Genomic DNA, 13,805 nt, shown 5'->3' with positions numbered 1-13,805 from the left:
TGGAAAGTATCTGATTTTTCGCAGAAAAATCGCGCTTGTCCAAAGGGCAGGTGCGGCCCGCAGGCCACATCAATGGGCCTGCGCCCAGTTTGCCCCGCGGCCTGCATCCACCACCAGCGGCACCGACAGATGCACGGCGGGGGCGGCAGCCCCCTCCATGATGGCGCGCGCCGCCGGGATCAGCGCATCCACTGCATCCTCGGCCACCTCGAACAGCAGTTCGTCATGCACCTGCAGCAGCATCTTGGCGTCCATCCCCGCAATCGCGGCGGGCATGCGGATCATGGCGCGGCGGATCACATCTGCGGCGGTGCCCTGAATCGGCGCGTTGATCGCCGCGCGCTTGGCAAAGCCTGCGCCGGGGCCTTTGGCGTTGATTTCCGGCGTGTGGATCTTGCGCCCGAACAGCGTCTGCACATGGCCATGCTCTTTGGCGAAGGCGATGGTATCGTTCATGTATTCACGAATGCCCGGGAAACGCTCGAAATAACGGTCGATGAAGCCCTGCGCCTCGGCCCGGGGAATGCGCAGGTTGCGGGCAAGGCCAAAGCCGGAAATGCCATAGATGACGCCGAAGTTGATCGCCTTGGCCTGACGGCGGATCATCGGGTCCATCCCTTCCAGCGGCACGTTGAACATTTCCGATGCGGTCATGGCGTGGATGTCATGGCCATCCAGAAACGCCTGTTTCATCGCGGGCAGGTCGGCCACATGGGCCAGAATGCGCAATTCGATCTGGCTATAGTCCAGCGACACGATCACCCGGCCCTTCGGGGCCACGAATGCCTCGCGGATGCGGCGACCTTCCTCGGTGCGCACGGGGATGTTTTGCAGGTTGGGGTCGGTCGATGACAGCCGCCCGGTGACGGCCCCGGTCAGCGAATAGGATGTGTGCACCCGCCCGGTTTCGGGGTTGATATGGTCTTGCAAGGCATCGGTATAGGTGGATTTCAGCTTGGCCAATTGCCGCCAGTCCAGCACCCGGCCCGGCAATTCGTGTTCGGTGGCCAGATCCTCCAGCACATCGGCCCCTGTGGCATAGGCCCCGGTCTTGCCCTTTTCGCCGCCGGGCAGGCTCATCTTGTCGAACAGGATCTCGCCAAGCTGCTTGGGCGATCCCACGTTGAACCGCTCGCCCGCCAGCTGGTAGATCTCATCCTCCAGCCCCGCCATTTTCTGCGCGAATGCGTTTGACATGCGGCTGAGCGTGTCACGGTCCACCTGCACGCCGGCCATTTCCATCGCCGCCAGCACGGGCACAAGCGGGCGTTCCAGCGTTTCATACACGGTGGTGACGCGCGCGCGGTGCAGTTGCGGCTTGAACAATTCCCACAGTCGCAGGGTGATGTCGGCATCCTCGGCGGCGTATTTCACCGCCTCGTCGATAGGCACGCGGTCAAAGGTGATCTGCCCCTTGCCCGAGCCCAGCAACTGCTTGATCGGAATGGGCGAATGGCCAAGGTATTTGTCCGACAGCGCATCCATGCCATGCGCGTTCAGCCCGGCATGCATGGCATAGGACATCAGCATCGTGTCGTCTAAAGGCGCAACCGTCACGCCATGCCGCGCGAAAATCTTGGCGTCATACTTCATGTTCTGGCCGATTTTCAGGATGGCATCATCCTCCAGCACCGGCTTAAGCAGGGCCAGCACCTCGGCCAGCAGCATCTGGCCCGGCATAAGATCGGTGGAGCCGAACAGGTCGCCGCCGCCCTGCTTGTGCCCGACAGGAATGTAGCAGGCCCGTCCGGCCACCACACACAAGGAAATGCCCACCAGTTCGGCGCGCATTTCGTCTAGGCTGGTGGTTTCGGTGTCAATCGCCACATGGCCGCGCTCGCGGATCAGGGCGATCCACGCCGCCAGCGCATCGGCATCGCGGACGCATTCATAACTGGCATGGTCGAAGGGCAGGGCGGCGGCGGGGGCCGCTCCGGCATCGGCATCGGGGGTGCCGGTGGCCACGACCATGGCGGGCGCGGGCGGCGGGGCGACTTTCAGGCTGTTGGCCACCCGCTGCGTCAGGGTGCGGAATTCCATCGCGTTCAGGAACCCCATCAGAATGTCAGGCTCCGGCTGGCGCACCTCAAGGCTGTCAAGCGTGAAATCCAGCGGCGTGTCGCAGTCCAGTTGCACAAGGCGCTTTGAGATGCGGATTTGTTCCGCATTGTCCACCAGCGCCTCGCGCCGCTTGGGTTGCTTGATCTCGCCCGCGCGCGCCAGCAGGGTTTCCAGATCGCCATATTCCTGGATCAGCAGGGCTGCGGTCTTGATGCCGATGCCCGGCGCGCCCGGCACGTTATCGACCGAATCCCCCGCCAGCGATTGCACGTCGACCACGCGGTTCGGGGCCACGCCGAATTTCTCGAACACCTCGTCCGGGCCGATCAGCTTGTTCTTCATCGGGTCCAGCATGTTCACGCCGTCACCGATCAGCTGCATCAGATCCTTGTCGGAGGATATGATCGTCACCGCCCCGCCCGCATCGCGCGCCTTGCACGACAGGCTGGCGATGATGTCATCGGCCTCATACCCTTCGGTTTCGATGCAGGCGATGTTGAAGGCGCGGGTCGCCTCGCGCGTCAGGGGGAATTGCGGGCGCAGATCCTCGGGCAGTTCGGGGCGGTTGGCCTTGTAGGCCGGGTAGATGTCATTGCGGAAGGTTTTCGACGAATGGTCAAAGATAACCGCCACATGCGTGGGCGCATCGCCTGACTTGTTCCGTTCAAGGTAGCGGAAGAGGATGTTGCAGAACCCCGCGACAGCCCCCACCGGCAGCCCGTCAGACTTGCGCGTCAAGGGCGGCAGCGCGTGATAGGCGCGAAAGATATAGGCCGAACCGTCGATCAGGTGCAGGTGGTGGCCCTTGCCGAAGGTGGTGGTCATGCCCGATGCTCCTGCCGCTGTGGTCCTGTGCCTGTCTTGCCATGTTCTGTGCCCGGCTTCCAGCTTGCAGCGTGGCCATGCGCAGATGACAAATGCTGTCAGCGCAGGCTTTCGCCTGAAGGTCAGGTTGACGCAGTGTCCGGGCCGGCTACAGTCGGTGGCAGTTAAATGCCGAATATAAAATGGAAAACACATGAAGAAAATTGCCGCCGCGCTGCTGGCCCTGCTGTGCACCGGGCCTGCTGTTGCCGATGAAATGTGGTCCTCGGACCAGGGTGAAATCATCTATGAGCGCGACGTCGGCGAAATTGTGGTGTTTTCCTTCCCCTTCGCCCCGGGCCGCGCCGAGATGTATATCGAAAACCTGATCGGCAATTTTGACCGGCGGGGCATCCACGAAGGGTATTGGATAGCGCCTGGCAGCGACGGGAGCTGTTCGGCATCGCTGACGGGACCGGATGGCATCCAGTCAACCAATTGGGGCCGGTTCACCTTGCGGTTTGACAGCCGCGCCTATCCGTCGGGATTCGTGGCGAACATGGGCGAATGTTTCAACGCGCCCGATCAGGTCTGGCAGCTGCGCGCTTATCCTTACTGATCTGCCGCGGTTGCCTGGCACGGGGCGCAGGGCATCTGCCTGCGCAGCCCCGTGCCACCCTGTCGGGCAGGGCAGGCAAGGCTCAGTGGTCGTCACCCGCATGGGCGCGGTCGATCACATAGCGCTTGTCGCAATAGCCACATTCGACCCATCCCTTGTCGGCAGGGATCGTCAGCCAGACACGCGGATGCCCGCCCGCCCCACCGTCACAGGCGACTTTCCAGGTGGAGACGGTTTCGGTTTCGGGCGCGGCGATGGGCATGGGGTCGTCCTCTGGCGGCGTGGCTGGTGGCTGCATGATAGCGAGTTGCGCAGATGCGGCAAGGGCCGCTCAGCGTGTCAGGCGCGCCACGATGCGCCGTGTGAAAGGTGCCACCAGCAGCACCGTGGGAAAGGCCACGGCCCATGAGGGCAGCCAGGCAAAGAACCAGTCCGCAACAAAGCCCTCGCCCAGCCCCAGCGCGCGTGCCGTGGCGATGCCGGACACCACACAGGACATCAGGCCCGACAGGATCAGGCCAAACAGCACGGGCGCGAAACGGGCGGGGATCATGCGGCATCCTCCTTGGTCGCCAACAGACGAAATACGTGGTCGAGGGGTAGTGGCCAAGGCAGCCAAGGTCAATGGTGGCGGGATGTCCGGAAAGGCAGGCCTCAGCCAAGGTCTGCCGAGGGGATCACCGGAAAGAACGTGCCGCCCGACCACAGGCCGAACCATGCGTCGCCGCCCGCCGCGTCATGCACCCCGATGTCGACCAGCCGGTAAAACGACTTGCGGTCGATCAGCGCCTCCAGCCCCGCCCGCACCATGACATAGGGCGAAGGTTCGCCGGTTGCCGCGTCGCGTTCCACCCGGATCGGGTGATCGGGGCCGGCAGTCACCCGGTCGCCCACATGGGTGCTGAAGGTGATCGCCTGCGCATCCCCCGCCCCGGCCACATCGAAATCCACCGCCACAAACGGCGCGTCTTCCACCACGATGCCGACCTTTTCCACCGGCGTGACCAGATAGAACCTGTCGCCCTCGCGTTTCAGGATCGAGGAGAACAGTTTGACCAGCCCCATCCGGCCAATCGGCGTGCCGTCATGGAACCATGTGCCATCGCGCGCGATGCGGATGTCGATCTCGCCGCAATAGGGCGGGTTCCACAGATGCACCGGCGCGCCGCCATCCTTGCCCGCTTTTGCGGCCTGCACCGAGGCAAGCAGGTTTTCTGCCGAGGGTTTCACGATCATTTGTCCGCTCATGCTTTTTGCCATTTGTGCCGGGCGTCATAGTTTGGTCTGATAAGGATATAACCTGACGAGGAGAATTGTCATGGCCGAACCCGCCACACTGGTCGCCGAGATCGAAGCACTGGGCGAAAAGCTGGGCGCGGCCAAGGCCAGCATAAACCGCCGCTTCATCGGGCAGGAAACAGTAGTTGACCTTGTGCTTGGCGCCATGCTGTGCGGCGGGCATGCGCTGCTGGTGGGTCTGCCGGGCCTGGGCAAGACGCGGCTGGTCGATACTTTGGCCACGGTGATGGGGCTGAAAGGCAGCCGCATCCAGTTCACCCCCGATCTGATGCCCGCCGATATCTTGGGGTCAGAAGTGCTGGATTCCGCAGCCGACGGTTCCCGCGCTTTCCGGTTCATCGAAGGGCCTATCTTTTGCCAGTTGCTGCTGGCGGATGAGATCAACCGCGCCAGCCCGCGCACCCAGTCGGCGCTGCTGCAGGCCATGCAGGAGCGTGAGGTGACGATTGCGGGCCAGCACCGCCCGCTCGGCCGCCCGTTTCATGTGCTGGCGACCCAGAACCCCATCGAACAGGAAGGCACCTATCCGCTGCCCGAGGCGCAGCTGGACCGTTTCCTTGTGCAGGTCGATGTGCATTACCCCACCCGCGCGACCGAACGTGACATCCTGATCGCCACCACGGGGGCCGAGGATGCGCAGGTGCATCAGGTGTTCGCGGGGGAGGAACTGATTGCCGGGCAGGCGGTGCTGCGGCGGATGCCGGTGGGCGATACGGTGGTCGAGGCGATCCTTGATCTGGTGCGCGCCTGCCGCCCGGGCGAACCCGAAGGCGCGGCTTTGGCCGATGTGCTGTCCTGGGGCCCCGGGCCGCGCGCGGCGCAGGCGCTGATGCTGATGGTGCGGGCGCGGGCGCTGCTGGACGGGCGTTTGGCCCCGTCGGTTGCCGATGTGGCGGCGATGGCGCGGCCGGTGATGGTGCACCGTATGGCGCTGAACTTTGCCGCGCGGGCGCGGGGCGAAGATCTGGGCGGCGTGATCGACCGTGTTGTGACCCGCGTGATGCGGCTTGAGGCCGCCGCGTGACCGAAACCCTTTCCCTTCGCCCCCGGGCCGAGGCTTTGGGGCAGGCTTTGCCGCCCCTGTTGGCTTCTGCCGACCATCTGGCGGCCACGGTGATCCTTGGCGATCACGGGCGCAGGCGTGCGGGCATGGGTGACGAATTCTGGCAATACCGGCCTGCCCATGCGGGTGACAGCGCCCGGATGATCGACTGGCGGCGTTCGGCCCGGTCTGATGCGCATTTCGTGCGCGAACGCGAATGGCAGGCGGCGCAGACGGTGACGCTGTGGGTCGATGCCGCGCGGTCGATGGGGTTTACCGGCGACAGGGCGCGCGCATCCAAGGCCGACCGCGCGCGGCTGCTGGCGCTGGCGCTGGCCGTGCTGCTGCTGCGCGGGGGCGAGCGTGTGGGGCTGGCGGGGCAGGTGGTGCCTGCACGGTCAGGGCGCGGTCAGGTCTTGCGGTTGGCCGATGCGCTGGAACAGGACGGCACGGCAGATTACGGCGCACCCGATGCCACCGGCATGGTGACGCATGGGCGCGCGGTGTTCATTTCCGATTTTCTGGGCGATCTGGCGGGGGTCGAGGCGGCAATTGCTGCGGCGTCTGACAAGGGCGTGCGCGGTGCGCTGGTCCAGGTGCTGGACCCGGCCGAGGAAGATTTCCCGTTTGACGGGCGCACGATATTCGAATCGATGGGTGGCAGCCTCAGGCATGAAACGCTGCGGGCGGGCGACCTGCGCGGGCGCTACATGGCACGGCTCGCCGAACGCAAAGCACGGCTGGAAACCCTCGCGCGGGCATCCGGCTGGCACTATCACTGCCATCACACCGGCCTTGGGGCGCAACCTGCGCTGCTGTGGCTTTACCGGGCGTTGGAGCGCACAAGCTGATGTGGATGCTCGGGCCCCTTGGTTTCACTGCGCCGCTGGTTTTGCTGGGGCTGATCGCCCTGCCAATCCTGTGGCTGTTGCTGCGCGCCGTGCCGCCCGCGCCGATCCGGCGGCGCTTTCCGGGGGTGGCGCTGCTGCTGGGCCTGACCGATGACGAAACGGAAACCGACAAGACGCCATGGTGGCTTTTGCTGCTGCGCGCGCTGGCGGTGGCGGCGGCGATCATCGCCTTTGCCGGGCCGGTGCTGAACCCGCAGGAACGGCAGGCGGGCGACGGGCCGCTGTTGATCCTGTTCGATGCGTCATGGGCCGATGCCCGCGACTGGCCGCGCCGGATCGACCGCGCGCAGGCGCTGGTGGACGAGGCGGGGCGCGAGGGCCGGTCGGTCGCCGTCATCCGCCTGACCGATGCGCCCGAGGTGCCGGTGTTCCAGGCGGCGAATGCCTGGGGTGAACGGCTGGCGGGGCTGGTGCCGAACCCCTGGGCGCCTGCCGATCTGGCGGATTGGGCCGAAGCCCTGCCGGAGGGCGGTTTCAGCAGCTTCTGGCTGTCGGATGGTGTGGATCATCCGGGCCGCGACACATTGCTGGCCGCGCTGGAATCGCGCGGTGCCGTTACGGTGTTTGAAAGCCCCCGCCCGGTTCTGGCGCTGAAACCCGCCGGTTTTGCCGATGGCGAGGTGCAACTGTCGGCGCTGCGCCTGCCTGCGGGCGATGCGGTGACGGTGGATGTGGCGGCGCGCGGCCTTGACCCGGCGGGGATCGAGCGGGAACTGGCCCGGGTGCCGCTGAACTTTACGGCAGGCGCGGGCGAGGCTGAGGCGGCGCTGTCGCTGCCTCCCGAACTGCGCAACCGCATCGCGCGCTTTGAAGTCGCGGGCATCCGGTCGGCCGGGGCCATCAGCCTGACCGATGACAGCCTGAAACGCCGCAAGGTTGCGCTGATCGCGGGCCGGGACGACCGCGAGGAATTGCAACTGCTGTCGCCCACGCATTACCTGCGGCAGGCTTTGGAGCCTGTGGCCGAACTGATCGACGGATCGCTGGCCGATGTGCTGCTGGCCAGCCCTGATGTGATCGTGCTGGCCGATGTGGCGCGGCTGAGCCAGGCCGAAACCGATGGCATACTGGATTGGCTGGATGAGGGCGGGTTGCTCTTGCGCTTTGCCGGGCCGCGTCTGGCGGCCAGCGATCTGGCGCGCGATGCCGCCGATCCGCTGATGCCGGTCAGGCTGCGCGAGGGTGGGCGCACCGTGGGCGGCGCGATGAGCTGGGGTGAGCCCAAGGCCCTGGCCCCCTTTGCCGAAGGCTCGCCCTTCTTTGGCCTGCCCGTGCCGGACGAGGTTTCCGTGACCGCTCAGGTGCTGGCCCAGCCCGACCCGGAACTGGCCTCGCGCACCATTGCGGCACTCGCCGATGGCACGCCCCTGGTGACGCGCAACGAGGTGGGGCAGGGGCAGGTGGTGTTGGTGCATGTGACGGCCAATGCCGAATGGTCCACGCTGCCCTTGTCGGGGCTGTTCGTGCAGATGCTGGAACGGCTGGCGGTATCGACTCGCACCGCTGCGCTGGACGAAGCCGATCTGGCCGGGCAAATCTGGGCGCCGCAGGTGGTGCTGGATGCCTTTGGCCTGCTTTCGGATGCGGGTGACATGCCGGGGGTTGATGGCACGTTGCTGGCCAGCGGGCCGCTGGGGCCGGGGCTGATGCCGGGGCTATACGCGGGCGAGGATCGCCGGGTGGCGCTGAACGTGATCGGGGCCGATACGGTGCTGGCCGCCGCCGACTGGCCGCAGCAGGTGGTGATCGAAGGGTTGGAAGCGCCGCAGGAACAGGCGCTTAAGGGCGCGTTCCTTGCGGGCGGGCTGGGGTTGCTGCTGCTGGATATTCTGGCGGCTTTGTGGGTGTCGGGGCGGCTGGGGCGGCAAGTGGGTGTGGCCCTGCTGCTGCTGGCATTGCTGCCTATGCCCGAGGCCGGCGCGCAGGAAGCCCCGCTGCCGGACGATGCCTTTGCGCTGGAGGCGACGACCGAGGTGCGACTGGCCTATGTGATGACCGATGACGGGCGCGTCAATGACATTGCCGCCGCAGGGCTGCGCGGCATCGGCATGCGGCTGTTCGAACGCACCTCGGTGGAACCTGCCAACCCGATCGGGGTGAACATCGAATCCGATGAGCTGGCGTTTTTCCCGTTTCTTTACTGGCCCGTGACAGCCACGCAGCCGCTGCCCTCGCCCACCGCCTACAGCAAGCTGAATGATTATCTGCGCACCGGCGGGATGATCCTGTTCGACACGCGCGATGGCGATGTGGCGGGCCTTGGCGGCGCGTCACCCGAGGGGCGGCAGTTGCAGCGGCTGGCGGCAGGGCTGGATGTGCCGCCGCTGGAACCGATTCCCGCCGACCATGTGCTGACGCGAACGTTCTATTTGTTGCAGGATTTCCCGGGCCGCTACACCAGCCCCGCCCTGTGGGTCGAGGCCGCCCCGCCGGATGCCGAACAGGCCGAAGGCATGCCATTCCGCAACCTCAATGACGGTGTGACGCCTGTGGTGATCGGTGGCAATGACTGGGCCGCGGCCTGGGCGGTGGATGACCGTGGCGTGCCGATGTTCCCCGTGGGGCGCGGCTATGCGGGCGAGCGGCAGCGCGAGATTTCCTATCGCTTTGGCGTGAACCTGATCATGCATGTGCTGACGGGCAACTACAAATCCGATCAGGTGCATGTGCCCGCCCTGCTGGAAAGGTTGGGCCAATGACCGGAACGGTGATCTTCGACCCGCTGCTGCCCTGGGTGGTGCTGGGCGTGCTGGCCGTGCTTGGTGCGCTGATGCTGGCCTTTGCCATCTGGCGCGGCCTGTCGGGCTGGTGGCTGCGGGGGCTGTCGTTGGCGGTGCTGCTGCTGGCGCTGGCCAACCCTGCGTTGCAGGAGGAAGACCGCCAGCCCCTGACCGACATCGTGATCGCCGTGGTGGATGACAGCGCCAGCCAGCGTATCGGCGACCGGCCGGATCAGGCGGCAGCCGCATTGGCGCGGGTCGAGGCAGAGGTGGCATCGCTGGAAAATACCGAGCTGCGCGTGGTGCGCCTTGGCGATGCCGAGGGCGACGGCGGCACCGAACTGATGACGGCGCTGGCCGAGGCTTTGGCCGAAGAACCCCGCGCCCGGGTGGCCGGGGCCATCCTGATCACCGACGGCCAGGCGCATGACATGGCCTTGGCCCCGCAGATGCCCGCCCCCCTGCATGTGCTGCTGACGGGGCGCGAGGCCGATTGGGACCGCCGCCTGATCATCCGCAACGCACCTGCCTTCGCCATCATCGGCGAACCCGTGACCCTGACCCTGCGCATCGAGGATCAGGGCGCAGTGCCCGCAGCCCTTGGGTCCGAGGCGGACCTGACCATTGCCATCGATGGCGCGGAACCCCAGACCTACCGCGTGCCGGTGGGTGAGGATATGGAACTGCCCGTCACTCTGCCGCATGGCGGCATGAACGTGCTGCAATTCCAGACCGCCGTGACCGACGGCGAACTGACAGACCGCAACAATGCCGCCGTCGTGCAGATCAACGGCGTGCGTGACCGGCTTCGGGTGCTGCTGGTCTCGGGCGAACCGCATGCGGGGGAACGGGTCTGGCGCAACCTTTTGAAATCCGATGCGGCGGTGGATCTGGTGCATTTCACCATCCTGCGCCCACCGGAAAAGCAGGATGGCATTCCGGTCAGCGAGCTGAGCCTGATCGCCTTTCCCACGCGCGAATTGTTTGTGGAAAAGATCGAGGAATTCGATCTGATCATCTTTGACCGCTACCGGCTGCGGGGCATCCTGCCGACATCCTACCTTGAAAACGTGCGGGATTATGTGACCAACGGCGGCACGGTTCTGGTGGCGGCGGGACCGGAGTTCGGCTCGGCCGACAGCCTGTATCGCAGCCCCCTTGCCGATATCCTGCCGGTGGAGGCGACCAGCCGGGTGATCGAGGAAGGTTTCCGCCCGGCGCTGACCGACCTTGGCCGCCGCCACCCCGTCACCGAGGGGCTGGACGATCTGGCCCCGGAGGGTGGCTGGGGCCGCTGGTTCCGCCAGATCGAGATCTCGGCCAAAGAGGGCGGGCAGGTGGTGATGCAGGGCGCAAGCGATGCCCCGCTGCTGGTTCTGGCGCGCGAGGGCGAAGGCCGGGTGGCGGTGCTGGCGTCTGACCATGCCTGGCTGTGGGGGCGAGGGTATGAAGGGGGCGGGCCGCAGCTGGAGCTGCTGCGCAGGCTGGCGCATTGGATGATGAAGGAACCCGAGCTGGAGGAAGAGGCGCTGACCGCGCTGGCCACCGGGCAAAGCTTGACCATCAGTCGCCGCACCATCAAGGACGCCCCGGGTGATGTGACAATCACCGGGCCGGATGGCACGGAAACCGTGCTGCCGATGCCCGAGGTCAGCCCGGGCCGCTATGCCGCCGATTGGGACGCGCCCGAGATCGGGCTTTACCGGCTGGCGCAGGGCGATCTGTCGGCTGTCGTTGCCGTGGGGCCAAGTGCGCCGAAGGAATTCGAGGAAACCATCGCCAGCGGGGAAAAGCTGGAACCCGTGACCGAACCCACCGGCGGCGGCATCCTGCGGCTGGAGGACGGCGCGCCCGATATCCGCGCGGTGGGCGAGGGACGGGTGGCGGCAGGCCGCGGCTGGATCGGCATCACCCCGCGCGGGGCCTATGTGACGCAGGATATCCGCGTGGCGGCGATTCTGCCCGGCTGGGCGTGGCTGCTGCTGGCTGCAGGCCTGGCACTGGCCGCATGGCTGCGCGAAGGGCGTTTTGGCGGCAAGGCGGGGCGGCCGGGCTAAGTCGCCCTGCGCCGCAGCCGCGGGGTTACAATCCCTCGCCCAGCATCACGCGGCGCGAAACCGACGCGAACTCGCGCCGCAGGGTCACGGCACTGGTGGCCAGCGTGGCAAGGATCAGCGCCTCGGGGCCCAAAAGCCAGCCTAGAGCCCCTAGCGCGAAATACACCGCCCGGAGCCCACGGTTGAAACTGCGCGCGGCGGTGATGTTTATTTCGGCCGCCTGCGCCGCGCGGATATAGGCCAGCGGATCGGCGGGATCATTCGGCACGGCGGCCATCAGGATGGCGCAATAGCCAAACAGCCGGTGCGCCCAGACAAATTTCAGGAAAGCATTGGCGACGAACAGCAGGACCACGATCACCTTGATCTCGATCACCACGGCCTCGGCGGCCAGCGTCAGATCCTGCGCCAGCCCCACCAGCCTTTCGGAATTGCCGATCAGCGCGATGCCGCCGCCGATGGCGATCATGGTGGCAGATGCGAAAAACGCCGTGCCCTGCCGCAGACTGTCGATCACGTTGGCATCGAATATGCGCGGCTGGCGGGTCACGAACTGGCGCATCCATTCGCGGCGGTAGTCGGTCATCAGCACCGACACCGATTTGCGGCGGGCGGGCGGATGTTCGATGATCCAGCCGATCCCGGCCCAGGCCAGAACCAGCAGGCCAAAGGCCAGCGCGTCGCGGGGGCCCAGCGGGCCAAGCAGGGGCAGCATGTTCATGCCGCGACCATAGGCGCGAAAGGTGTAGCTTGCCAAATGGCAAAATTGGTTATATTAGTTGACCAATAGAGGAGTTGCGCCATGGATATGCCACAGCCAGACCCCGCCATCATCGCCCGCAAGGCGCAGATCGTGGCTCGCCTTCAGGCGGTGCTGCCCGCTGACGCGGTGATCCATGAACCTCACGAGGTGCGGGCCTATGAGTGCGACGCGCTGACCGCATACCGCTGCCCGCCGCTGGCCGCAGTTCTGCCGCGCACGACGGCCGAGGTGTCGGCGGTGCTGCGAGTGTGTTTCGAGGAAGGCGTGCCGGTGGTGCCGCGCGGGTCGGGCACCAGCCTTGCGGGCGGGGCGCTGCCCACCGCCGATTGCGTCATTCTGGGCGTGGCGCGCATGAACGGCGTGATCGAGACGGATTATGCCAACCGTTTCATTCGGGTGCAGTCGGGGCGCACCAACCTGTCGGTGACGGGTGCGGTGGAATCTGATGGGTTCTTTTACGCCCCTGATCCGTCCAGCCAACTGGCCTGCGCCATTGCGGGCAACATCGCCATGAACTCGGGCGGGGCGCATTGCCTGAAATATGGTGTGACGACCAACAACCTGCTGGGCGTGACGCTGGTGCAGATGGATGGCACCGTGCTGGACATCGGCGGCGCGCATATGGATGCGCCGGGCCTGGACCTGCTGGGCGTGATCTGCGGGTCCGAAGGGCAGTTGGGCGTGGTGACAGAGGCGACGCTGCGCATTCTGCCAAAGCCCGAAGGCGCGCGGCCCGTGCTGATCGCCTTTGACGCCAACGAGGTGGCGGGGGCCTGCGTGTCGGACATCATCAAGGCCGGCGTGCTGCCCGTGGCCATCGAATTCATGGACCGCCCCTGCATCCGCGCCTGCGAGGCCTTTGCCAAGGCGGGCTATCCCGATTGCGAGGCGCTGCTGATTGTCGAGGTTGAAGGTTCACCTGCCGAGATCGACGAGCAACTGGCGCTGATCAAGGCCATCGCCCTGCGCCACAACCCGGTGGAGTTTCGCGAAGCGGCGGATGAAGATCAGGCCAAACGCATCTGGCTGGGCCGCAAATCGGCCTTTGGCGCGATGGGCCAGATCAATGATTACATGTGCCTCGATGGCACGATCCCGGTCACGGCGCTGCCATTTGTGCTGCGGCGCATCGGTGAGCTGTCAAAGGAATACGGGCTGGACGTGGCCAATGTGTTCCACGCGGGCGATGGCAACATGCACCCGCTGATCCTGTTCGACGCCAACAAGCCCGGGGATCTGGAACTGTGCGAGGCGATGGGGGCCGATATCTTGCGCCTGTGTGTGGAGGTCGGCGGCTGCCTGACCGGCGAACATGGCGTGGGCATCGAGAAGCGCGACCTGATGGCGGTGCAGTTTGCCGCCGATGACATGGAGGCGCAGTTGCGGGTGAAGGATGTGTTCGATCCGGCGTGGCTGTTGAACCCGGCAAAAGTGTTTCCGCTGGGCGTGACCGCCGGGCGGCGCGCAGCCTGAGAGCGCCGGGGGCTGTCTGCCCCCGGACCCCCGAGGATATTTTCAGACAGAAAATG

The 13,805-nt window shown here is 66.0% G+C and carries 11 protein-coding genes; 6 read left to right on the top strand and 5 right to left on the bottom strand.

Annotated elements, in window-relative coordinates; all coding sequences use genetic code 11:
- Positions 1–69: 69 nt before the first annotated feature.
- On the bottom strand, positions 70–2,886 hold the full coding sequence (polA, locus tag GEU84_RS07905) for a DNA polymerase I (protein ID WP_174539433.1): 2,817 nt from the start codon (positions 2,884–2,886) through the stop codon (positions 70–72).
- Between the two features lie 193 nt (positions 2,887–3,079).
- Here polA and GEU84_RS07900 point away from each other — a divergent pair, with 193 nt between their 5' ends.
- Positions 3,080–3,484, top strand: coding sequence for a hypothetical protein (locus tag GEU84_RS07900; RefSeq protein WP_174539432.1), 405 nt, complete (start codon positions 3,080–3,082; stop codon positions 3,482–3,484).
- 82 nt (positions 3,485–3,566) lie between these two features.
- Here the strand turns inward: GEU84_RS07900 and GEU84_RS07895 are convergent, their stop codons facing one another.
- From GEU84_RS07895 to GEU84_RS07885, 3 genes are all read right to left on the bottom strand, one after another.
- Positions 3,567–3,746, bottom strand: a complete 180-nt coding sequence (locus GEU84_RS07895) for a zinc-finger domain-containing protein (protein ID WP_174539431.1) — start codon at positions 3,744–3,746, stop codon at positions 3,567–3,569.
- A 69-nt stretch (positions 3,747–3,815) separates the two neighbouring features.
- Positions 3,816–4,037: a DUF2798 domain-containing protein gene (locus GEU84_RS07890; protein WP_174539430.1), complete on the bottom strand. Its 222-nt coding sequence runs from the start codon at positions 4,035–4,037 to the stop codon at positions 3,816–3,818.
- A gap of 101 nt (positions 4,038–4,138) precedes the next feature.
- Positions 4,139–4,732: a DUF1285 domain-containing protein gene (locus tag GEU84_RS07885; RefSeq protein WP_174539429.1), complete on the bottom strand. Its 594-nt coding sequence runs from the start codon at positions 4,730–4,732 to the stop codon at positions 4,139–4,141.
- Between the two features lie 70 nt (positions 4,733–4,802).
- Here GEU84_RS07885 and GEU84_RS07880 point away from each other — a divergent pair, with 70 nt between their 5' ends.
- Genes GEU84_RS07880 through GEU84_RS07865 form a run of 4 tightly spaced genes read left to right on the top strand, consistent with a single transcriptional unit; the run spans position 4,803 to position 11,513 of the window.
- Complete coding sequence (locus GEU84_RS07880) at positions 4,803–5,807, top strand: AAA family ATPase (RefSeq protein WP_174539428.1); 1,005 nt, start codon at positions 4,803–4,805, stop codon at positions 5,805–5,807.
- A complete protein-coding gene (locus GEU84_RS07875) occupies positions 5,804–6,676 on the top strand; it encodes a DUF58 domain-containing protein (RefSeq protein WP_174539427.1) in 873 nt (290 codons plus the stop codon). The genes GEU84_RS07880 and GEU84_RS07875 overlap by 4 nt, the downstream gene beginning before the upstream one ends.
- Entirely contained in the window at positions 6,676–9,435 is a 2,760-nt protein-coding gene (locus tag GEU84_RS07870) for a DUF4159 domain-containing protein (RefSeq protein ID WP_174539426.1), read from the top strand. The genes GEU84_RS07875 and GEU84_RS07870 overlap by 1 nt, the downstream gene beginning before the upstream one ends.
- Entirely contained in the window at positions 9,432–11,513 is a 2,082-nt protein-coding gene (locus tag GEU84_RS07865; protein ID WP_174539425.1) for a glutamine amidotransferase, read from the top strand. The genes GEU84_RS07870 and GEU84_RS07865 overlap by 4 nt, the downstream gene beginning before the upstream one ends.
- A gap of 25 nt (positions 11,514–11,538) precedes the next feature.
- Here GEU84_RS07865 and GEU84_RS07860 read toward each other — a convergent pair whose 3' ends face one another.
- A complete protein-coding gene (locus GEU84_RS07860; protein WP_174539424.1) occupies positions 11,539–12,234 on the bottom strand; it encodes a DUF599 domain-containing protein in 696 nt (231 codons plus the stop codon).
- Positions 12,235–12,315: 81 nt separating this feature from the next.
- On the opposite strand from GEU84_RS07860, the gene GEU84_RS07855 reads away from it, so the two are divergent.
- The gene (locus GEU84_RS07855; RefSeq protein ID WP_174539423.1) at positions 12,316–13,749 is read left to right on the top strand and encodes an FAD-linked oxidase C-terminal domain-containing protein; all 1,434 of its coding nucleotides are present in this window, start codon (positions 12,316–12,318) and stop codon (positions 13,747–13,749) included.
- Positions 13,750–13,805: the final 56 nt, after the last annotated feature.

It is taken from the genome of Fertoeibacter niger (genome assembly GCF_009380135.2).
Lineage (GTDB): Bacteria > Pseudomonadota > Alphaproteobacteria > Rhodobacterales > Rhodobacteraceae > Fertoeibacter > Fertoeibacter niger.
The sequence above is the reverse complement of the archived record's forward strand: the minus strand, read 5'-3'. Positions and strand labels throughout refer to the sequence as shown.